The following is a 20,361-nucleotide window of genomic DNA, read 5'->3' as shown; positions in this document are numbered from 1 at the left end:
CGATCCGATGCCTGCCCGGTCGAAGTTCGGCGGGGCGCGCAGCGAACGGCAGGGGACGTGTGGGTGATGCGTGTGACGAAGACGGTCAGGAACATGGTGCTCGCCCCGGCGACAGCGGCCTTGCTGGTATCGGGCTGTGCGGGCGGCAACCGCCCCGAACTGCCGCCGGCGTCGTTCGTCGCCAGCCAGGAAGGGCCGGGCGAGGAATATGTCATCGGACCGCTCGACACGCTCCAGGTGTTCGTGTGGCGCAATCCCGAATTGTCGGCAAAGGTCCAGGTGCGCCCCGACGGCCGCATCACCACGCCGCTGATCAACGACATGCCCGCGGTCGGCAAGACTCCGGCGATGCTCGCCGACGACCTGAAGATCGCCCTGACCGAATATATCCAGGCGCCGATCGTGTCGGTGATCGTCGAGAATTTCTCGGGCACCTACGGCCAGCAGATCCGCATCGTCGGCGCGACCGAGAAGCCGGCCTCGATCCCCTACCGCGCCAACATGACGCTGCTCGACGCGATGATCGCGGTCGGCGGCTTGTCCGAACTGGCGGCGGGCAATCGCGGGCGGCTGGTTCGCTTCGACCGCGACACCGGCAAGCAGCGCGAATATGCGGTGCGCCTGTCCGACCTGCTCAAGGACGGTGACACCAGCGCCAATGTCCGCCTGTCGCCCGGGGATGTGATCATCATTCCCGAGAGCATGTTCTGAGGACGCGCGCATGAACGGGCTGATCGACGAGCTGCGCATTGCGCTGCATCAGGTCTGGGCACGCCGCTGGGTGGCGCTGGGCGTCGCCTGGGGGCTGTGCCTGGTCGGCTGGCTGGTCGTCACGCAGATTCCCAACCGCTTCGAATCGACGGCCAAGGTCTCGGTGCAACTCCGCTCGATCCTGCCGCAGCAGACCGGCGTCAACGCAGAAGCCGAAGCGACCAAGGACATCGACCGCGTCCGCCAGACGCTGACCTCGGCGATCAGCCTCGAAAAGGTCGTGCGAGGCACCGACCTCGCCAAGACCGTGTCGAGCGACCGCGACGTCGCCGCGCGGATCGCCACGCTGCAGAAGAACATCAAGATCACCGCCCAGCCCGACAATCTGTTCGACATCTCGGCGACCGTCGCGGCGCCAAGCCTGTCCGATTCGGAAAATGCGGCGCTCGCCCGTGCCGTCGTCCAGAAGCTGATCGACATCTTCGTCGAGGGCAATCTGGCGAGCGGTCGCGACGAGACCGGCCAGTCGCTGCGCTTCCTCGATGAACAGGTCGCCGAGCGTGAAAAGGCGCTGCAGGAGGCCGATCTCAAGCGCGCCGATTTCCAGAACCAGTTCCTGGGAACGCTGCCCGGTACCGGCACGCTCAACGAACGCGTCAACGCGGCGCGCGCGCAGATCGCGCAGGTCGAGAACGACCTCGCCGCCGCGCGTTCCAGCCTCGCCGCAGTGGCCGGCCAGATGTCGGGCACCGACGCCGCGGTCGGCGGCAGCGGCGGGATCGCCGTGGCTGGCCCCGCACGCGCCCGGCTCGCGGCGATCGAGGGTCAGCTTGCCGAAGCACGCGGCCGCGGCTGGACCGCGTCGCATCCCGACGTGATCGCGCTCAACAACCAGCTGGCGGCGGCACGCGCCGCTGCCCAGCGCGAACCGACGACAATCCAGGGCGGCGCGGGCGGCTCGGCCAACCCGCTCTATCTGTCGCTGCGCTCGATGCAGGCCGAGCGCGGGGCGCAGGTCGCCGCGCTCGAACAGCGTCGCGCTCAGCTCCAGTCGGACCTGCAGATGCTACAGGACAAGATCGCGTCCGAGCCCGGCGTCGCCGCGGAGCAGGCCGAGATCGACCGCAATTACCAGGTGCTCAAGGATCAGTACGACAAGCTGCTGACCGATCGCGAGCAGATGCGGCTGCGCAGCCAGGTGCAGAGCGGCGGGGACGCGGTGAAGTTCACCGTGCTCGATCCTCCGTCCAGCCCGCGCGCGCCGATCGCGCCCAACCGGCCGTTGCTGATGGCGGCGGTGCTGATCGTCGCGCTGGGCCTCGGCGTTGCCATCGCCTTTGCGCTGAGCCGCCTCAACTCGACCTTCCCGACCGCGCAGCGGCTCGAGAAACTCAGCGGCATGCCGGTGATCGGGTCGATCGGTGAAGTCGTCACCGAGGCGCAGACCGCGCTCCGCCGCAAGCGGATGAAGACCTTCGCCGGCGCCGCTGGCGGGCTGGGCGTCGCATTCCTGGTCCTGCTCGGCATCGAGTTCGTCCAGCTCGGCATGATCGCGTGAAGGCAGGCGAGATGAACCAGATGACTCCCGGAAAGATGCGCGGATCGCTGCTCGAACGAGCCGGATCGCTGTACGATTTCTCCGCCCCGCCGAGCGCGCCGCCGATCGCCGATCCGGCGCCGACCGCCCCGCCGCAGACCGATCTTGCGACCCGGACGGCCACGCCTCCGCCGCGCGTGCGTGGTGCGCAGCGCCGCGTCGCGATCGATCGCGACCAGCTGGCCGAGCGCGGCATGCTCCTGCCCGGCGGCCCGGTCACCGCGCTCGCCGAGGAGTTCCGCATGGTCAAGCGCCAGCTGCTGCTGACGTCGCAGGCGCTGGCCGCCGGTGATCCTGCGCGGTCGCGAATGATCCTGGTCTCGTCGGCCCAGCCCAACGAAGGCAAGACCTTCTGCGCGATCAATCTGGCGATGTCGCTCGCCGCCGAAAAGGATGTCGAGATCCTGCTGGTCGATGCCGACTTCGCCAAGCCCGACATCGTCGCGACGCTGGGCGTTGAGGATGGCCCCGGCCTGCTCGACGCCATTGCCGATCCGCAGGCCGATGTCGAAGATCATATCCTCGCCACCGATATCGCGCAGCTGTCGGTGCTGCCCGCCGGCGCGCGCAGCAACAGCGATACCGAGTTGCTCGCCAGTAAGCGCGGCCGTCAGGTCATCGAATCGCTCGCCGCGGCCGATCCGCGCCGCATCGTCCTGTTCGATTCGCCGCCGATCCTGGCCGCGTCGCATGCATCGGTGCTCGCGAGCCTCGTCGGGCAGGTACTCGTGGTGGTGCGTGCCGACGGTACCAGCGAAAGCGACCTGCGCGACGCCGTCGCCGGGATCGACACCTGCGAGCACATTCATCTCACGCTCAATGCAGTGACCTATCAGCCGGGCGGCCGCCGCCTCGGCACCTATTACGGGGAACAGCCCAAGTGACGCGCATCCTCATCGGCGGCGGCGCTGCGGCGCTGTTCGTTCTCGCCGCAACGCCCGCTGCGGCGCAGCAGGCGGTGGTGATCTCGCCCTATATCGAGGCGGGGCAGATTCTATCGGCCGACCTCACCAACGACGACGTGCTGACCTACACGACGCTGTCGGCAGGCGTCGACGCCAGCATCCAGACCCGCCGGGTCGAGGTCCAGCTCAACTACAACTACCAGCACCGTTTCTCGTGGGACGACGACATTGGCGACGACGACGTCCATAACGGACTAGCCCGCGCCGCGGTGCGCGTCGCCAACGGCGTCAGTATCGAAGGCGGAGCGATCGCCACCCGCGCGCGCTCCGACATCCGCGGCGACGCCGGCCCGGTGTTCGGCGCAGGTGTCGATAATGTCAGCCAGCTCTATTCGCTCTATGTCGGCCCGACCGTGGCGACCACCAGCGGGCCGTTCTCGCTCAACGCCGCCTACCGCTTGGGCTACACCAAGGTAGAGACGCCCGGCTTTCGCAGCGTCGGCGACGATTTCCAGCCGCTCGACCTATATGACGACGCCACCAGCCAGTTGCTGTTCGGAAGCGTCGGCACGCGGGCAGGCACGATCGCCCCGTTCGGCATCACGCTGAGCGGCGCGTGGGAGCGTGAGGAAGCCTCGCAGCTCGACCAATATTATGACGGCAAATACGCCCGCATCGACCTGGTCCAGCCGGTGTCGCGCACGCTCGCAGTAGTCGGCGGCGCGGGCTATGAGGATATCGAGATCGGCCAGCGCGATCCGCTGTTCGACGCCGATGGCTTTCCCGTCACCGACCGCAACGGACGCTTCGTCACCGACCCCGATTCACCGGTGCGGCTGGCCTATGATCTCGATGGCTTCATCTGGGACGCCGGCGTGGTGTGGCGCCCCAGCATCCGCACCATGCTCGAGGCGCGGGTCGGCGAACGCTATGGCAGCACCATCTATACCGGCTCGCTCAGCTGGGCGGTGCGCTCGAACGCGTCGCTTCAGGTCGGCGTCTATGACGGCATCCAGAGCTTCGGGCGTCAGCTCAATGATTCGCTGGCGGCCCTGCCGACCAACTTCGTCTCGCCCAGCGATCCGTTCGGTGGTCAGTATAATGGCTGCGTCACCGGCGGCTCCAACGGCGCTACCGGCAGCTGCCTCGCGCCGGTGTTCCAGTCGATCGCCACCGCCAACTACCGCGCGCGCGGGGTCGATGCGATCTATGCGGTGACGTCGGGCAACCTGCGCTACGGCCTGGGGGCGGGCTATGCTAGCCGCCGCTTCTACGCGCCCGATCGCGGCCAGGGCTTCTCGATCGACGGCGTTATCGACGAAAGCTATTATGCGCAGGCGTTCGGCCAGACCACGCTCGATCCGCAATCGACTCTGGCGGGCAATGTCTACGTCAATTATTTCGACAGCGGGCTGGGCGCCGCTCCCGACGTATGGGGCGCGGGCGCGACCGGCAGCTATTTCCGCAGCTTCGGCCGGATCAACGCCGGGCTGTCGGGTGGGCTCTATACCTTCGAACAGGAAGGGCTCAACAACCAGACCTATCTCCAGGCGCTCGCAGCGCTCGGCTACCGGTTCTAACGGGCGACCCCCGCGGAGACGCATGATGTACGACACCCATTACGGATTGGCGGAGCGGCCGTTTCAGCTCACCCCCGATCCGCGCTTCTGGTTCGACACAGCCACGCACCGCAAGGCGATGGCGTATCTCGGCTATGGCCTGAGCCAGGGCGAGGGCTTCATCGTCATCACCGGCGATCCCGGCGCGGGCAAGACTACGCTCGTCGGCCATCTGATGGACCGCATCGACCGCGGCCGCCTCAACGTGATCCGCATCGTCACTACCCAGATCGATGCCGACGACCTGCTGCGGCTCGTCGCGCAGGGTCTCGAGGTCGATGCCACCGGCATGACCAAGGCGCAGCTGCTCGGTGCGATCGAGCGCGGGCTGCACGCCGTGGCGCGCACCGGCAGGCGTACGCTGCTGATCGTCGACGAGGCGCAGTCGCTGCCGGTCGCCAGCCTCGAAGAACTGCGCATGCTGTCGAACTTCCAGGCGAGCGGGCATCCGCTGCTGCAGATCTTCCTGCTCGGCCAGCCCGAATTCCGCCATCTGCTCAACAAGCAGGGCAGCCTCGAACAGCTTCGCCAGCGTGTGATCGCGATGCACCATCTCGATCCGATGGGTGAGGAGGAAGTCGAACCCTATCTGATGCACCGGCTGTCGGTGGTCGGGTGGCAGGGGCGCCCCGATTTCACGACCGAAGCGGTCGCGGCGATGTATCGCTGGTCCGAAGGCGTGCCGCGCCGCCTCAACCAGCTGGCCAGCCGCGTGCTGCTCCACGGTGCGGTCGAGGGAATCGACCTGATCGATGCAGACGACGTCGCGACGGTCGCCGGCGATCTCGACGGCGACGCGCGCATGCCGGCGTCCGCGCCGCCGCCGCTCGAAACGCAACAGCCCGCCGCGTTCGCCGTCCGCGCATCGTCGCCGCAAGGTGACCCGCGCATCGACGATCGCATCGCCGAACTCGAAGCCCGGCTCGAGGTGCAGGACGCGGCATTGCGCCGGGTCTTGACGCTGCTGGTCGACTGGGTCGAAGGCGATGCGCTGCGTCCCGAGCGGCAGCCGCTGCGCGGAACCGCCGCCTGACCGGAGAGCGACGATGCTGAACGGCCAGCTGCTGAATGGCCTCTCGGTCGATGTCGAGGACTGGTTCCAGGTCGGCGCGTTCGAGACCGTCATCGACAAGCGCGCCTGGGATACGCTCGACAGTCGGGTTGCGGCGAATACCGATGCGGTGCTCGACTTGTTCGCCGCAGGCGGGGTCAAGGCGACATTCTTCACATTAGGCTGGGTGGCACAGCGTCATCCGGCGCTGATGCGGCGGATCGCCGATGCAGGGCACGAAATCGCCAGCCATGGCTGGGACCACCAACGCGTCTTCACCATGACCCCCGACCAGTTCCGCGCCGATCTCGCCAAGGCGCGCGCGGTGCTTGAGGACAGCACGGGGCAGGACGTCACCGGCTATCGCGCGCCCAGCTTCTCGATCGATCAGCGCACCCCATGGGCGCATGCCGTGCTGGCGGAGGCCGGCTATGCCTATTCCTCGAGCGTCGCGCCGGTGCGGCACGACCATTATGGCTGGCCGGGCGCCCCGCGCTTCGCGCATCGTCCGCTGGCCGACAGCGATCTGATCGAGCTGCCGGTGACCACGGCGCAGCTATGGGGGCGCAACCTCGCTACCGGCGGCGGCTTTTTCCGCCTGTTTCCGGGCGCCTTCACAGATTGGGCGGTGCGCCGCGTCAACCGGGACGAGCAGCGCCCGGCGGTGTTCTACTTCCATCCGTGGGAAGTCGATCCCGATCAGCCGCGCGTGCGCAATGCCCCGTTCAAGTCGCGGCTGCGCCATTACAGCCGGCTCGGGGCGATGGCAGGCAAGCTGTCGAGCTTGGTCGCGCGGCATCGCTGGGGCCGGGTCGATGCCGTGGTCGCGCGCGAAGCCGCTCGTCTCGCATGAACGCGCCATTCGCCTCGCTGGCGCCCTGCGTGCGAACCGCCTCGCTGGACGACCGCCACGAATCCGCCCGCATCCGCGCCTTTGTCGATGCCCATCCGGACGGCACGCCCTTTCACCTGCCGCCATGGAGCCGCGCCATCGCTGCCGGGTGCGGGCAGGCGGCACAATATCTGGTTGCCGAGCGGGCAGGGGCGCTTGTTGGCGTGCTTCCGCTGACCGAGGTCCACTCGCCGCTGTTCGGACGCGCGCTGGTGTCGAGCGGGTTCGCGGTCGAAGGCGGCATCCTCGCCGACAGCGATGCCGCCGCCCGCGTGCTCGAAACAGAGGCGTGGCTGCTCGCGCAGCGGCTCGCCTGTTCTACCCTCGAACTGCGCGGCGGACAGGTGCACGGTAGCGGCTGGCAGGTAGATGCGGAGCATTATTGCTATTTCGCCCGGCCGATCGCTGCCGACGACGATGCCGAGCTTCGCGCGATCCCGCGCCGCCAGCGTGCCGAGGTGCGCCGTTCCTTCACCTTCGACCTCGGTGTCACGATCGGATCGGGTGCCACCGACCGCGCCGCACATTATGCCGTTTATGCGCAATCGGTGCGCAATCTCGGTTCGCCGGTATTCCCGCGCGCGCTGTTCGATGCGGTGCTGCATGAATTCGGCGGGGATGTCGATATCCTGACGGTTTGGAAGGACGGCGTGCCGCTGGCGAGCACGCTCAGCCTCTACTGGCGCGGTGCCATGTATCCCTATTGGGGTGGCGGCACCCGCGACGCGCGCACCTGGCGCGCGAACGACCGCATGTATTTCGCGATGATCCGCCACGGTTTCGCGCGCGGCTGCACGCGCTTCGATCTGGGCCGGTCGAAAGTCGGCACCGGCGCGGCAGCGTTCAAGAAGAATTTTGGCTTTCCCGCGCGTCCCTTGGTCTATTTCAAGAAAAGCGCCGCCGGCACGGCGCCGCGCGAGATCAATCCGCTCGACCCCCGCTTCAGTCTTGGCGTCGCGCTGTGGCAGCGTCTGCCGCTGGCGGTCGCGAACCGCGTCGGCCCGCTGATCGCCCGGGGGCTGGGGTGAGCGGGGACTTGCTGTTCCTCGCGCATCGCATTCCCTATCCCCCCGATCGCGGCGACAAGATCCGGGCGTTCCACCTGCTCAAGCATCTCGCGCGCACGCACCGTGTCCACCTGGTCGCCTTTGCCGACGATCCGCGCGACTTGGGCCATCGCGGCGCGCTCGCCGAATGGACGGCAAGCTGCACCATCGTGCCGCGCACCAAGCCGAAATGGCGCGCCGGGGTCGAGGCGTTGGCGTCGGGCAAGCCGATCTCGCTGACCGCGTTCGACGATCCGGCGATGCACCGCGCGGTTGCTGCTGTGATGGCCCGTCCCGCGCTCGACGACATCGTCGTGTTCTCGGGCCAGATGGCGCAGTATCTGCCCCGCGACAGCGGCTGCCGGATCGTCATGGATTTCTGTGACATGGATTCGGCCAAGTTCGCATCCTACGCCGCCAGCGGCAGCGCGCCGATGCGCTGGCTGATGGCGCGCGAGGCCCGGCGGCTGCAGGCGTTCGAAAGCGACGTCGCGGCGCGCGTCGACGCTAGCCTGTTCGTCAGCGCGGCCGAAGCGGCATTGTTCGCCGAGGCGACCGGCCACACCGCGACCGTCGTCGAGAACGGCATCGACACCGAGCGCTTCGACCCAGCGGCCGCGTTCGCGCAGGTCGATCTCGGCAGCGCGGCGATCGTCTTCACCGGGCAGATGGACTATCCGCCGAACGTCGATGCGGTGACCTGGTTCGCTGACGCGGTGTGGCCGGCGGTGCACGCACGCCATCCGGGATCGCGCTTCGTCATCGTTGGCCGCGCTCCGACCGAGGCGGTACGCCGACTCGCCGACCGCCCGGGCATCACCGTCACCGGCGAAGTCGATGACGTCCGCGGCTGGCTGGCGGCGGCGGCGGTCGCGGTGGCGCCGCTGCGCGTGGCGCGCGGTGTCCAGAACAAGGTGCTCGAAGCGATGGCGATGGCGCGCCCGGTGCTGGTCTCCGCCGTCGCTGCCGAGGGCATCGATCATGGCGGCACGTTGCGCGTCGCCGATGATCCCGCTGCGCTCGCCGCCGCGATCGACACGCTGCTCGGCGACGCCGATGCGGCGGCGGCGCTTGGCCGCGCAGCGCGCGAGCGGGTGCGCGACCGCTATGGCTGGGACGCCCGGCTGGCCGTGCTCGATGCGATCGTCGATCCGTCGCGGCGCGCAGCCGCATGAACGCCGTCCTCCCGATCGCGCGCGCCGCGCCCGCCGACGACCGGCGCCGTGCATGGATCACCTGCGGCACCGCGCTCGGCTTCGCCGTCTTCGCGCTGCTGCTGCTGTTTCGCAGCGACGTCGCCGATCTTGCGGACATCTACTGGAACAGCTCGGATTACGGGCATTGCCTGTTCATCCTGCCGATCGCCGCATGGCTGGTATGGCAGCGGCGCGAAGGGCTGGCACAGCTGACGCCGCAGCCCTGGGCGCCGGGCCTTGCGCTCGCGCTCGCCGCCGCTGCGCTGTGGGTGATCGGCGCCGCCGCCGGAGCGGGCATCCTGCGCCATCTCGCGCTGGTGACGATGCTGCAGGCGGCGGTGGTGACGCTGCTCGGACCCCGCGTCGCGCGCGCGATTGCCTTCCCGCTCGCCTATTGCTGGTTCCTCGTTCCGTTCGGCGACAGCTTCCAGGCACCGCTGCAACAGCTGACCGCGGCAATGGCGATGCAACTGCTCGCGCTCTCCGGCATCGACGCCGTGTCGGACGGCGTGCTGATCACGACTTCGGCGGGATATTTCGAAGTTGCCGAGGCCTGTTCGGGCGCCGGCTTCGTGATCGCGATGATCGCCTTTGGTGCGCTCGGCGCGCATGTCGGCTTCGTCACGTGGCACCGCCGCATCATCTTCTTCGCCTTCGCCATCGCGGTGCCGATCCTCGCCAACGGCGTTCGCGCCTTCTCGACGATCGTGGCCGCGCACCTCACGTCGATCGAGGCTGCGACCGGCTTCGACCACATCGTCTATGGCTGGTTCTTCTTCGCCTTCGTGCTCGCCGCGGTGATCGCCGGGGCGTGGCGCTGGTTCGATCGCGATCCGCGTGCGGCATGGTTCGATCCCGGCGCACTGCAGCGGCCGGTGCGCCACCGCCTCCCGGCAAGTGTCGCGGCATGTGCGCTGGTGGCCTGCGCCTTTGCCGCGATCGGCTGGAACGCGGTCATCGCCGGCCGTTTCGATCGCCTGCCCGCCGCGATCACGCTTCCCGATGTCGCGGGATGGCAGCGTACGGCCATGAGCACGCGCGCGCCGTGGGTTCCGGTCTATCGCGGCGCCGATCATTTCCTGCACGGACGCTATGCCGACGGCACCGGCGCCACCGTCGATCTTGCCATCGCCGTCTATGCGCGGCAGGGCGAGGGAAGGGAACTCGCCGCGTTTGGCCAGGGGGCGATCGGCGAGGACTCGCAATGGGTGTGGATCGAGGATCGGCCCGATCTGCGCGGCGGGCACGTCATCCGGATGACCGCGCCGGGCCCGGTCGAGCGCGAGACGGCGACCTGGTATCGGGTGGGGGACAAGGTGACGGGAAGCGAGACCATCGTAAAACTCGAGACGCTGAAGGCAAGGCTGCTCGGCGGACGCCAGTCGGCGGTCGCGGTGGTCGCCTCCGCCGAAACCGTTCCCGGCACCGACAGCCGCGCAACGCTTGCCCGTTTCCTCGATGCGCTCGGCCCGATCGATCGCGTCGCCGACACCGCTGCGGGCCGCTGAACCGATGTGCGCGATCGCCGGATTGTTCTATCCGGCCACGCCCAAGCCCGTCGATCCCGCGCGCATCACCGCAATGACCGACGTCATGGCGCATCGCGGCCCCGACGGTTCGGGGGTGTGGACCGCGCCCGGCGTCGGGCTTGGCCATCGCCGCTTGTCGATCATCGACCTTGCCGGCGGGGCCCAGCCGATGGCGAGTGCCGACGGCGCGCTGACGGTCACCTTCAACGGCGAAATCTACAATTTCGCGCAGGTCCGCGCCGAGCTCGAAGAGCGCGGCGCGCAGTTTGCCACCAACAGCGATACCGAAGTGCTGCTCCACGGCTGGCAGGCCTGGGGACCGGCGCTGCTCGATCGGCTGAACGGCATGTTCGCCTTCGCGCTCCACGATGCCCGCGCGCAAAGCCTGTTCCTGGCGCGCGATCGCCTGGGGGTGAAGCCGCTCCATTATGTCGAGCTTTCCGACGGCGGCGTCGCCTTCGCGTCGGAGCTCAAGGGCCTCGTGGCGCATCCGCTGCTGCGACGATCGGTCGATCCTGCCGCGATCGAGGACTTCATGGCGCTTGGCTACGTGCCCGACGACGCCTGTATCGTCGCCGGCGTGCGCAAGCTGGCGGCGGGCCACTATCTCCATCTCCAGCGCGGTAAGGCGATCCCGGCACCGGCGCGCTGGTGGGATGTCGATTTCAGTCGCCGGGCCCGGGGGTCGGTCCGCGATCTCCAGGCGGAGCTGACCGAGCATCTGCGCGCCGCCGTGCGATCGCGCATGGTCGCCGACGTGCCGCTGGGCGCATTCCTGTCGGGCGGCGTCGACAGCTCGGCGGTCGTCGCGCTGATGGCCGAGGCGAGCGGGCAGGCGGTCAAGACCTGCACGATCGGCTTCGACGAGACAGGCTATGACGAACGCAGCCATGCGCAGGCGATCGCCGACCGCTTCGCCACCGATCACCGCGTCCGCACCGTCGCCGCCGACGACTTCGCGCTGATCGACACGCTGGCGCACGCCTTCGACGAGCCCTTCGCCGACGCTTCGGCGCTTGCCACCTACCGCGTCTGCGAACTCGCGCGCGAACAGGTCACGGTGGCATTGTCGGGCGACGGCGCTGACGAGGCGCTGGCCGGGTATCGCCGCTATCGCTTCCACCGCGCCGAGGAACGCGTGCGCGGTCTGCTGCCCGAGCATCTTCGCGCTTCGGTATTCGGTACGCTTGGTGGCTGGTATCCCAAGGCCGATTGGGCGCCCCAGCAGTTCCGTGCCAAGACGACCTTGCTCGCGCTCGGCGACAGCGGCGGTGCGGCCTATGCCAGGAGCGTCGGCGTCACGTCTCCGGCGCTGCGCATCGCGCTCTACGCCGATGGCATGCGACGCGGCCTTGGCGCCTATCGCGGCGAGGACCGCTACATCGCGACGATGGCCTCGGCCCCCGCGCGCGATGGGCTCGATGCCGCGCAATATGCCGATTTCAAGCACTGGTTGCCCGGCGACATCCTCACCAAGGTCGATCGCACCAGCATGGCGGTCAGCCTAGAAGCGCGCGAGCCGCTGCTCGATCACCGCCTGATCGAGTTCGCCGCGACCTTGCCCGCATCGCTGCGGATCCGCGGCGGGCAGGGCAAGTGGCTGATGAAGAAGGCGATGGAGCCGTGGCTCCCCCGCGATATCCTCTACCGTCCGAAAATGGGCTTCGTCACCCCCGTCAGCGCGTGGTTCCGGGGGAGGCTCTCAGGCGAAGCCGCCGGCCTCGCACGCTCGCCGATCCTCGCGACCTGGTTTGATCCCAAGGCGATCGAGCGTCTCGCCAGCGACCATACGCTCGCCCGTGCCGAACACGGCCGGACGCTGTGGCAATTGCTGATGCTCGACCGCGCGCTGGGTCGGATGTTCGTTTAGAGCGTTTGCCCAGACCCAAAACCGTTCGTGTCGAGTGAGGTCGAGACACCCTGCTCGGACGCCAGAAATCATTCTGCCAATTGCCGCGTGATCCACCGGTCGAAGATATCGGTCCACCCCGCCGCCGGGTGATCCGGCCCGTTGCCGACCCCGAACCCGTGCCCGCCTTTCTCGTACAGATGCGCCTCGACCGGCACTCCCGCCGCTCGTGCCGTCGCCAGCGTCGACAGGCTCATCTCGACCGGCACCAGATCGTCGTCGATCGCATGGACCAGGAAGATCGGCGGCGTCTCGTGATCGATGCGGCTCTCCGCGGCATAGCGCGCGACCAGTGCCGGCGACGGGTTCTCACCAAGCAGGTTTTTGCGCGACTGGCTCTTCGGCCCGGCCACCGCGATCGTGGTGACGGCATAGACCAATCCGGCAAAGGCCGGCCGCGCCGATAGCCGGTCGGCGGCATCCACCGGCGCGTAGACCACGTCGTCATATCCCGTCGCCAGCGTCGCACCCAGATGCCCGCCTGCCGAAAACCCGACGATGCCCAGCTTGTCTGGATCGATGCGGAACTCGCCCGCGCGTGATCGGATCAGCCGCATCGCCCGGATCGCGTCCTGCTGCGGCACGTCGGCCGGGTTCTTCCATCCGTCGATCGGCAGGCGATAGGTCAGCACGAACACCGTGATGCCTTTGGGATTGAGCGCCTTGGCGACGTTGATCCCTTCATTCTCGACCGAAACGAAGCTGTAGCCGCCGCCGGGGATCGACAGCACCGCGCGCCCGTCGGGGCGTTCGGGCCGGAACACCGACACGGTCGGCACCGCGACTCCGCGCATCCACAATTCCGGATTCGCGGGATTTCCCGACATCTCGCCGCGCTGCCGGGGCGGGGTAGGGGGCGAATTGGGCGGAGGGCCGGGCCATAGCGGAAAGCTTTCGGACCCCGGCCAGGGCGTGACCTTCGCAGTGCTGCTCTGTGCACGCGCCCCGGTCGAGGCGACGGTCGCGGCAAGGCCAAGGCCCATCAACTGTCGGCGATCGATCATCCTGCGCTCCTTTGCCGCTTGGAGGTAACGGCGCGGACCATGCTTGTCATCCGCCTGCCACCCTTGATCGCTAAGCTTTGCATCCACTGCGCCGCTCCCATATGGGAGCCGCATCACATCTACCCGGGAGAAGCGCGTGAAGGATGTTCTGGTAATCGGCGCGGGCGGCGTATCGTCGGTCGCGGTCCACAAGATGGCCAAGAACCCCGACCTGTTCGGCAAGATCACGCTTGCCAGCCGCCGCCAGTTCAAGTGCGATGCGATCGCCAAGTCGGTGAAGGAGCGCTTCGGCGTCGACATCGCCACGGCGCAGGTCGATGCCGACGATGTCGATGCCACCGCCGCGCTGATCGAGCGCGTCAAGCCGGCGCTGCTCGTCAACCTCGCGTTGCCCTATCAGGATCTCACCCTGATGGACGCCTGTCTCAAGGCGGGCGTGCATTATCTCGACACCGCCAATTACGAGCCGCGCGATGTCGCCAAATTCGAATATCACTGGCAATGGGATTATCAGCAGCGCTTCAAGGACGCCGGGCTGATGGCGCTGCTCGGTTCGGGCTTCGACCCCGGCGTCACCAGTGTGTTCGCCACCTACATCAAGAAGCACTTGCTCGATCGCATCGACACGCTCGACATCCTCGATTGCAACGGCGGCGACCACGGCCAGCATTTCGCGACCAACTTCAATCCCGAAATCAACATCCGCGAGATCACCGCGCCCGCGCGCCACTGGGAAAATGGCGAGTGGATCGAAACCCCGGCGCTCAGCAAGCGTCAGGTGTTCAACTTCGATCAGGTCGGCGCGAAGAACATGTACCTGATGTATCATGAGGAGATTGAGAGCCTCGCCAGGCACCTGCCCGAGATCAAGCGTATCCGCTTCTGGATGACGTTCGGCGACCAGTATCTCAAGCATCTCGAAGTGCTGCAGAATGTCGGCATGACCTCGATCGAGCCGGTCCTGTACGAGGGCCGCGAGATCGTGCCGCTGCAGTTTCTAAAGGCGGTGCTGCCCGAACCCTCGACGCTCGGCACCACGACCAAGGGCAAGACCAACATCGGCGACATCGCGACCGGCGAAAAGGACGGCGCGCAAAAGACGGTCTACGTCTACAACATCTGCGACCACGAGGACGCCTTCGCTGAAACCGGCAATCAGGCGGTGAGCTACACCACCGGCGTCCCGGCGATGATCGGCGCCGCGCTGATGCTGAACGGCACGTGGAAGGGAGAGGGCGTGTTCAACATGGAACAGTTCGATCCCGACCCGTTCATGGACATGCTGAACCAGCATGGTTTGCCTTGGCAGGTCAAGGAACTGCCCGAACCGCTCAAGTTCTGACTATTCCGGCTGACCCGAACCACACTCGGAACCACACCCCGAACCGTTCGTGTCGAGCGAAGTCGAGACACCCCGCGTAACGCCGGAGCGTTTAACTAACGATGTGAAAAAGCGCCGTTCAAGTTCGCCCCATATAACCCATCTGGTGAAAGTGTCAATGGTGACCGCAAATTGACTCAGTCCTCCGCGCCCATGACCACCAAATCCGGCGGCCCCGGCGCCTTCACGAAGTTCGACCTGTCGCGCGTGCCGTCGCCCGCCTTCGTCGTCGACAAGGCCGCGATCGAACGCAACCTGTCGATCCTCGCCGATGTCCGCGACGCGAGCGGTATCAAGCTGCTGCTCGCGCTCAAGGCATTCTCGATGTGGTCGCTGGGCGATCTCGTCGGCAAATATCTCAACGGCACGGCGACGTCGGGCTTGTGGGAAGCGCGCCTCGCGGCCGAGCAGTACAACGGCGAAGTTGCGACCTTCTGCGCCGGCTACAAGGCGGCGGACATCGCCGAGATCGCGCGTCTGTCGGACCATGTGATCTTCAATTCGCCCGGCCAGCACCGGCGCTTCGCCCATCTACTCGAAGCCGCTCGCAGCGACGGCAGCCGGTTCGACGTCGGCTTGCGCCTCAACCCCATGCATGCCGAGGGAGAGGTCGCCAAATACGACCCCGCCCAACCGCATTCGCGCCTCGGCCATCCCGCCGACCAGCTCGTCGCTGCCGACCTCGACGGGGTCGACGGCCTCCACATCCATTCGCTGTGCGAACAGGATTTTCCGCCGCTCCGGCGTACTTGGGAAGCGCTGCATCCGCGCATCGCACCGTATTTCGGCCAGCTCAAATGGCTCAATTTCGGCGGCGGCCACCACATCACCCGCGACGACTACCAGCGCGACGACCTGATCGCGTTCCTCAACAACATCCGCCGTGAAACCGGCCTCGACCTCTATCTCGAACCCGGCGAGGCGATCGCGCTCGACGCGGGCATCCTGGTGGGCGAGGTGCTCGACGTGATCGACAACGGCATGCCCGTCGCGATCCTCGACATTTCCGCCACCTGCCACATGCCCGACGTGATCGAGGCACCGTATCGCCCCGCGCTGCTCGGCGAACCTGCGGAAGGGATCACCGTGCGCCTCGGCGGTCCCTCATGCCTCGCCGGCGACATCATCGGCGACTACCGGTTCGAGCTCGTGCCGCGCCCCGGCGACCGCGTCGCGTTCCTTGACCAGGCGCATTATTCGATGGTGAAGACGACCACCTTCAACGGCGTGCCGCTCCCGTCGATCCACCTGTGGGACAGCCGCGACGATACGCTGGCGATGGTCCGCGAGTTCGGCTGGGAAACGTTCCGCGATCGGTTGTCGTGACGGGGCGACTTTTGGTGGATAGCTGTCCGGGCAACTTCCGGAACGGAGTGATCGAAGGCTACCGTCCCGCGGTTGGGCGCATCTTAAGCTGAAATCAATGGAGAGGAGTTAGCTCGCACGTCATGCGCAGCGTCCCGGCTCTCTTTCTCGTTTCGATCGCTTTAACTGCGTGCGGCAACGGCAGTAAAGCCTTTGATCGAATGGCTGCCCACAAGTGGACTAATACCGGCGCGGATTGTAGCAAGACTTTCGTGACGTTCGATGAAAACGTCATCCGCTTTCATTATCCCAATGGCGATTACGACTTTGGCAACATAGTCGACGTGCAGGAGTATGATAACGGCCAGGTCGGGCTGACAGTAGAGCCCTCAAATATGACCAAAGAAGCGGCAAAGCGCGATCCATCTTCCAATCGGCTACCCAATGCTGCTGTGATGGGATTTCAGCTTACGGAGATCAGCCTGAAGCTGGTCGCAGTGGTTTCGGGAAAAGAAGGAGAGGTCGGGGGAGCAGTGTCTACCGACAGCATGGAGTACCGCCTGTTCGACCTCAACATGTGCAAGGCGTGAAGCACCAGGTCGCTTCCGATATGATTAGTCATAGGCGCGAGCGGCTGTCGCTTAAACGAACCGGTCGAAACAAGAAGGGCGGCGACCGATCCGATCCCCGCCCTTACATTTGATCGCGAAACCGTCAGCCCCGCGCGCCGAGCCGGACGACGTTGTCGCGCGTCTCGTCGGCTGCCTCGTCGTACAGCGTCGCCATCGGCGCATCCTCGACGATTACCGCCTGCTCCGCCCCGAAGCCGTTGAACGCGGTGCGCATGGCGCAGCCATAGGCTCCTAGCATGCCGACCTCGATATAATCGCCCGCCTGCGTGTCGGCGGGGAGCAGGAACGGCCCCGCCATATGGTCGAGATCGTCGCAGGTCGGGCCGTAGAAGCTGAACTCGAGATCACGGGCGCGGCTTTCCGGCTCGCGTAGCAGTTCGACCGGAAAGCGCCAGCCGACATGCGCCGCATCGAACAGCGCGCCGTACGCGCCGTCATTGATATACAGCTCGTCGCCGCGGCGCTGTTCGACGCGCACAATCAGCGAGCTGTATTCGGCGCACAGCGCGCGGCCCGGTTCCGCCCACAGCTCGGCCGAGTACGAGATCGGCAGATCCTCGAACGCGCGGTGGATGACGTCGAAATAGCGTTCGAGCGGGGGCGGTTCCATGCCGGGATAGGCCGAGGGGAACCCGCCGCCGACGTCGATCACGTCGACCGTCACCGCCGCCTCGACGATCGCCGCGCGGACGCGCTCCATTGCCTGGGCGTAAGCGTCGGGCGACATCGCCTGGCTGCCGACGTGAAAGCAGATGCCGAGCGCATCCGCCGCCTGGCGCGCTGCGAAGAGCAATTCCTTGGTCTCGCCGGGCGCCGCACCGAACTTGGCGGCGAGGCTCAGCTTCGACAGGTCGGACGACACGCGCAGCCGCACGCACAGGGTAAGGTCGTCGGCGGCATTGGTCGCGCGGACGATCTTCTCCAGCTCCTCGATCGTATCGAGCGAGAACGTGCGAACGCCGTGCGTGAAATACGCCTCGGCGATCGCCTCCTCGGCCTTGACCGGGTGCATGAAGCACAAGGTCGCGTCCGGCAGCGTGCGTGCGACGAGGCGCACTTCGCCGATCGACGCCACGTCGTAATGGGTGATGCCGCTGTGCCACAGGATCTGCAGCAGGTCGGGCGATGGATTCGCCTTGACCGCATACATCGACGTGCCGGGAAAATTCTCGACGAAGAATCGCGCCGCACGCCGGGCGGCGTGCGGTCTCAGCAGCGTTACCGGCTGAACCGGACGGAGATGATCTGCAACGCGAACCGCGTTGGCGAACGGGGCAGTCGCTAACCCCAGCGCGCTATCGTGCTTGGCCAATTCAAGGGACCTCCAATTGCCTTTCGGCATCGTGTGACAAAAGCTGCCTTGCGGTTGGAAGTCCCATGGGGCAGCGGGGGGTGCATCTAGGGTCCATGACCCCCCATGTAAAGTCTTATGGCAACGGTTTTCCGCAGGCGGGATGGTGTGTGACGATTTTGCGACAACCCACGCGAGCCGGGGTCCGTGACGCAGCTTCCAAGATCGCGGCGATCCTGCCGCCGTCACCGTTGCTCGTCCATGACCTTGGGGGGCATGGCGTCGGTTTCAAGGCCGAATGTCTGCAACCGGTCGGGGCGTTCAAGCTGCGCGGCGCGTGGCACCGCCTGACCGCGATCGAGCCCGAGCAGCGATCGCGCGGCGTCGTCGCCTTCTCGTCGGGCAATCATGCGCAAGGGGTTGCCTGGGCGGCAAGGCGGCTCGGCATGCCCGCGGTGATCGTCATGCCTGCCGATGCACCGCGGGTGAAGCGCGATGCGACGCTTGCGCTTGGCGCGGAAGTCGTCAGCTACGACCGCGCCACCGAAAGCCGCGAGCGGATCGCCGCGCACCTCGCGCATGCCCGCGGCGCGGTGCTGGTCCCCAGCTTCGACGACCCCTGGGTGATCGAGGGGCAGGGCAGCGCCGGGATCGAGGCGGCGGCGCAGATGGCGGCGGCGGGCCTGGGCGAGGTGGCGCATGTCGTCGTGCCATGCGGCGGCGGCGGACTGGCCGCCGGGCTGGCGCTCGCGCTGCCCGGTGCGCGCATCACCGTGGTAGAGCCTGTGGGATGGGACGATATGCGCCGCTCGCTCGAGGCTGGCTGGATCGAGCCGGTCGGGTCCAATCCGCCGCCGACGGCGTGCGATGCGCTGCAGACGATGGAAGTCAGCCAGCGCACCTTCGATGTCTTGTCACGCCGCGGCGCGACCGGCGTTGCGGTCAGCGAGCCGGCGATCGCCAGCGCGCAGCGCTGGGCTGCCGAGCGCCTGCGGCTGGTACTGGAGCCGGGCGGAGCGGTCGCGCTGGCGGCGGTGCTGAGCGGCGCGGTGGTTTCCGGGGTTGGCACGCTGGTCCTGCTGTCGGGCGGCAATGTCGATCGCGCAGCCTATGCGCGTGTGCTGGCTTCCGACGGCACGGGGCGCTAGACGGCGGCGATGACCGACATGCTGCCGACGATCCTGACGCTGCTGATGCTCGCCAGCTTCGCGCTGATCGCGGGCGGACTGCATCTGATCCTGCGCCGCAAGGATCGCAGAAAGGGCGCGCTGATGCTCGCCTGCGCGGCGGTATTCGTCGGCAACATCGTCATCCTGACGATCTGAACCGCTAGCGGGCTGCTCCGTCGACGCTGCGGCGGGAAGTCTTGCGGCGGTCGACCTTCCACCTGCGGCGATGGTCCTGCCGCATCGCCACGCCGCAATACATGCAGATGCTGCGATAGGCGGAGCTTCCATCGGCTACCGCATGCGCCTTCGACCGGACATGGCGGCCGAACACGCATTTCAGTCGATTAAACACCCTCTCGTTCCGTCTTGTTGTCGCGATAAGGTGGTTCAGCGGATCGGCGAGTTGGGGTCAAGCCGCATGTCGAGATATTTGTCCACCGATCCCATCAATTCCGGCATCTCGTGTTCGAAAAAGTGATTCGCGCCCGGAATGACGTCGTGATGGATGGTGATGTGCTTTTGCGTGCGCAACTTCTCGACCAGCTTCTGCACGGCGCCTGGCGTCACCACTTCGTCGGCATCGCCCTGGATAATGATCCCGGACGACGGGCAGGGCGCGAGGAAGGTGAAATCGTACATGTTGGCGGGCGGGGCGATCGAGATGAAGCCGCGAATCTCCGGCCGCCGCATCAGCAACTGCATGCCGATCCACGCACCGAAGCTGACGCCGGCGATCCAGGTCGTCTGCGCCTCGGGATGAAAGCTCTGCACCCAGTCGAGCGCGGAGGCGGCATCCGACAATTCGCCGACGCCGTTGTCGAACGTCCCCTGGCTCTTCCCGACGCCGCGGAAATTGAAGCGCAGCGTCGCGAAGCCGCGGCGCTGGAAGGTCTTGTAGAGCTCCTGGACGATGCGATTGTTCATCGTGCCGCCCGATGCGGGATGCGGGTGCAGGATCATCGCGACCGGCGCGCGCGGGCGGGGGCCGGGAACGAACCGGCCTTCGAGACGGCCTTCGGGACCGGGGAAGATGACTTCTGGCATGATATCCTGCTTGGCTGGACGGACGCTCGCTGGCGCGCGCCAAAGTGTGGGCTATATAGGCGTCTGCCTTTCCCGCGCAA

Annotated in this window: 18 protein-coding genes; 15 read left to right on the top strand and 3 right to left on the bottom strand. The window is 66.9% G+C overall.

What is annotated here, in order from left to right:
• Window positions 1-93: 93 nt before the first annotated feature.
• From FHY50_RS05420 to FHY50_RS05375, 10 genes are read left to right on the top strand one after another with little or no spacing between them, the layout of a single operon-like run.
• Entirely contained in the window at window positions 94-711 is a 618-nt protein-coding gene (locus tag FHY50_RS05420; protein ID WP_140231052.1) for an XrtA/PEP-CTERM system exopolysaccharide export protein, read from the top strand.
• A 10-nt stretch (window positions 712-721) separates the two neighbouring features.
• Window positions 722-2,269, top strand: a complete 1,548-nt coding sequence (locus FHY50_RS05415) for an XrtA system polysaccharide chain length determinant (RefSeq protein ID WP_140047499.1) — start codon at window positions 722-724, stop codon at window positions 2,267-2,269.
• Window positions 2,270-2,280: 11 nt separating this feature from the next.
• On the top strand, window positions 2,281-3,192 hold the full coding sequence (locus tag FHY50_RS05410) for an AAA family ATPase (RefSeq protein ID WP_140047498.1): 912 nt from the start codon (window positions 2,281-2,283) through the stop codon (window positions 3,190-3,192).
• Window positions 3,189-4,793 (top strand): hypothetical protein, encoded by a 1,605-nt coding sequence (locus FHY50_RS05405; RefSeq protein ID WP_244935300.1) that lies wholly within the window; start codon window positions 3,189-3,191, stop codon window positions 4,791-4,793. Before FHY50_RS05410 ends, FHY50_RS05405 begins: the two co-directional genes overlap by 4 nt.
• Window positions 4,794-4,818: 25 nt before the next feature.
• Complete coding sequence (locus FHY50_RS05400; protein WP_140231050.1) at window positions 4,819-5,865, top strand: ExeA family protein; 1,047 nt, start codon at window positions 4,819-4,821, stop codon at window positions 5,863-5,865.
• 13 nt (window positions 5,866-5,878) lie between these two features.
• Complete coding sequence (locus tag FHY50_RS05395) at window positions 5,879-6,736, top strand: XrtA system polysaccharide deacetylase (protein ID WP_140047497.1); 858 nt, start codon at window positions 5,879-5,881, stop codon at window positions 6,734-6,736.
• On the top strand, window positions 6,733-7,803 hold the full coding sequence (locus FHY50_RS05390; RefSeq protein WP_140047496.1) for a FemAB family XrtA/PEP-CTERM system-associated protein: 1,071 nt from the start codon (window positions 6,733-6,735) through the stop codon (window positions 7,801-7,803). The genes FHY50_RS05395 and FHY50_RS05390 overlap by 4 nt, the downstream gene beginning before the upstream one ends.
• A complete protein-coding gene (locus FHY50_RS05385; protein ID WP_140047495.1) occupies window positions 7,800-8,996 on the top strand; it encodes a TIGR03087 family PEP-CTERM/XrtA system glycosyltransferase in 1,197 nt (398 codons plus the stop codon). The genes FHY50_RS05390 and FHY50_RS05385 overlap by 4 nt, the downstream gene beginning before the upstream one ends.
• A complete protein-coding gene (gene xrtA, locus FHY50_RS05380; protein ID WP_140047494.1) occupies window positions 8,993-10,525 on the top strand; it encodes an exosortase A in 1,533 nt (510 codons plus the stop codon). The genes FHY50_RS05385 and xrtA overlap by 4 nt, the downstream gene beginning before the upstream one ends.
• Window positions 10,526-10,529: 4 nt before the next feature.
• Window positions 10,530-12,416, top strand: coding sequence for an XrtA/PEP-CTERM system amidotransferase (locus FHY50_RS05375; protein ID WP_140047493.1), 1,887 nt, complete (start codon window positions 10,530-10,532; stop codon window positions 12,414-12,416).
• A 68-nt stretch (window positions 12,417-12,484) separates the two neighbouring features.
• Here the strand turns inward: FHY50_RS05375 and FHY50_RS05370 are convergent, their stop codons facing one another.
• Window positions 12,485-13,459 carry an alpha/beta hydrolase gene (locus FHY50_RS05370; protein ID WP_140047492.1) on the bottom strand — a complete coding sequence of 325 codons (975 nt, stop codon included), beginning with the start codon at window positions 13,457-13,459 and terminating at the stop codon, window positions 12,485-12,487.
• A 136-nt stretch (window positions 13,460-13,595) separates the two neighbouring features.
• Here FHY50_RS05370 and FHY50_RS05365 point away from each other — a divergent pair, with 136 nt between their 5' ends.
• The 3 genes from FHY50_RS05365 to FHY50_RS05355 all read left to right on the top strand — a co-directional run bounded on the left by FHY50_RS05365 (window position 13,596) and on the right by FHY50_RS05355 (window position 16,735).
• On the top strand, window positions 13,596-14,801 hold the full coding sequence (locus tag FHY50_RS05365; RefSeq protein WP_140047491.1) for a saccharopine dehydrogenase family protein: 1,206 nt from the start codon (window positions 13,596-13,598) through the stop codon (window positions 14,799-14,801).
• Between the two features lie 192 nt (window positions 14,802-14,993).
• The gene (locus tag FHY50_RS05360; RefSeq protein ID WP_140047490.1) at window positions 14,994-16,166 is read left to right on the top strand and encodes a carboxynorspermidine decarboxylase; all 1,173 of its coding nucleotides are present in this window, start codon (window positions 14,994-14,996) and stop codon (window positions 16,164-16,166) included.
• 122 nt (window positions 16,167-16,288) lie between these two features.
• Complete coding sequence (locus tag FHY50_RS05355) at window positions 16,289-16,735, top strand: hypothetical protein (protein ID WP_140047489.1); 447 nt, start codon at window positions 16,289-16,291, stop codon at window positions 16,733-16,735.
• A 124-nt stretch (window positions 16,736-16,859) separates the two neighbouring features.
• Here the strand turns inward: FHY50_RS05355 and FHY50_RS05350 are convergent, their stop codons facing one another.
• Window positions 16,860-18,089, bottom strand: coding sequence for a type III PLP-dependent enzyme (locus tag FHY50_RS05350; protein WP_420030874.1), 1,230 nt, complete (start codon window positions 18,087-18,089; stop codon window positions 16,860-16,862).
• Between the two features lie 149 nt (window positions 18,090-18,238).
• On the opposite strand from FHY50_RS05350, the gene FHY50_RS05345 reads away from it, so the two are divergent.
• Window positions 18,239-19,216 (top strand): threonine ammonia-lyase, encoded by a 978-nt coding sequence (locus FHY50_RS05345; protein WP_244935299.1) that lies wholly within the window; start codon window positions 18,239-18,241, stop codon window positions 19,214-19,216.
• Between the two features lie 9 nt (window positions 19,217-19,225).
• The gene (locus FHY50_RS14175; RefSeq protein WP_166745511.1) at window positions 19,226-19,393 is read left to right on the top strand and encodes a hypothetical protein; all 168 of its coding nucleotides are present in this window, start codon (window positions 19,226-19,228) and stop codon (window positions 19,391-19,393) included.
• Between the two features lie 231 nt (window positions 19,394-19,624).
• Here FHY50_RS14175 and FHY50_RS05340 read toward each other — a convergent pair whose 3' ends face one another.
• Window positions 19,625-20,281: an alpha/beta hydrolase gene (locus FHY50_RS05340; protein ID WP_140047486.1), complete on the bottom strand. Its 657-nt coding sequence runs from the start codon at window positions 20,279-20,281 to the stop codon at window positions 19,625-19,627.
• Between the last annotated feature and the right edge of the window lie 80 nt (window positions 20,282-20,361).

Origin of the sequence: Sphingomonas japonica (genome assembly GCF_006346325.1) — a bacterium.
GTDB lineage: Bacteria > Pseudomonadota > Alphaproteobacteria > Sphingomonadales > Sphingomonadaceae > Sphingomonas > Sphingomonas japonica.
This window is presented reverse-complemented; position numbering and strand designations above follow the sequence as displayed.

Coding starts and splice junctions, on each gene's coding strand:
- FHY50_RS05420 (WP_140231052.1), top strand. CDS start 94: ATGGTGCTCGCCCCGGCGACAGCGGCCTTGCTGGTATCGGGCTGTGCG.
- FHY50_RS05395 (WP_140047497.1), top strand. CDS start 5,879: ATGCTGAACGGCCAGCTGCTGAATGGCCTCTCGGTCGATGTCGAGGAC.
- FHY50_RS05410 (WP_140047498.1), top strand. CDS start 2,281: ATGAACCAGATGACTCCCGGAAAGATGCGCGGATCGCTGCTCGAACGA.
- xrtA (WP_140047494.1), top strand. CDS start 8,993: ATGAACGCCGTCCTCCCGATCGCGCGCGCCGCGCCCGCCGACGACCGG.
- FHY50_RS05400 (WP_140231050.1), top strand. CDS start 4,819: ATGTACGACACCCATTACGGATTGGCGGAGCGGCCGTTTCAGCTCACC.
- FHY50_RS05390 (WP_140047496.1), top strand. CDS start 6,733: ATGAACGCGCCATTCGCCTCGCTGGCGCCCTGCGTGCGAACCGCCTCG.
- FHY50_RS05340 (WP_140047486.1), bottom strand. CDS start 20,281: ATGCCAGAAGTCATCTTCCCCGGTCCCGAAGGCCGTCTCGAAGGCCGG.
- FHY50_RS14175 (WP_166745511.1), top strand. CDS start 19,226: ATGACCGACATGCTGCCGACGATCCTGACGCTGCTGATGCTCGCCAGC.
- FHY50_RS05375 (WP_140047493.1), top strand. CDS start 10,530: ATGTGCGCGATCGCCGGATTGTTCTATCCGGCCACGCCCAAGCCCGTC.
- FHY50_RS05360 (WP_140047490.1), top strand. CDS start 14,994: ATGACCACCAAATCCGGCGGCCCCGGCGCCTTCACGAAGTTCGACCTG.
- FHY50_RS05415 (WP_140047499.1), top strand. CDS start 722: ATGAACGGGCTGATCGACGAGCTGCGCATTGCGCTGCATCAGGTCTGG.
- FHY50_RS05370 (WP_140047492.1), bottom strand. CDS start 13,459: ATGATCGATCGCCGACAGTTGATGGGCCTTGGCCTTGCCGCGACCGTC.
- FHY50_RS05355 (WP_140047489.1), top strand. CDS start 16,289: ATGCGCAGCGTCCCGGCTCTCTTTCTCGTTTCGATCGCTTTAACTGCG.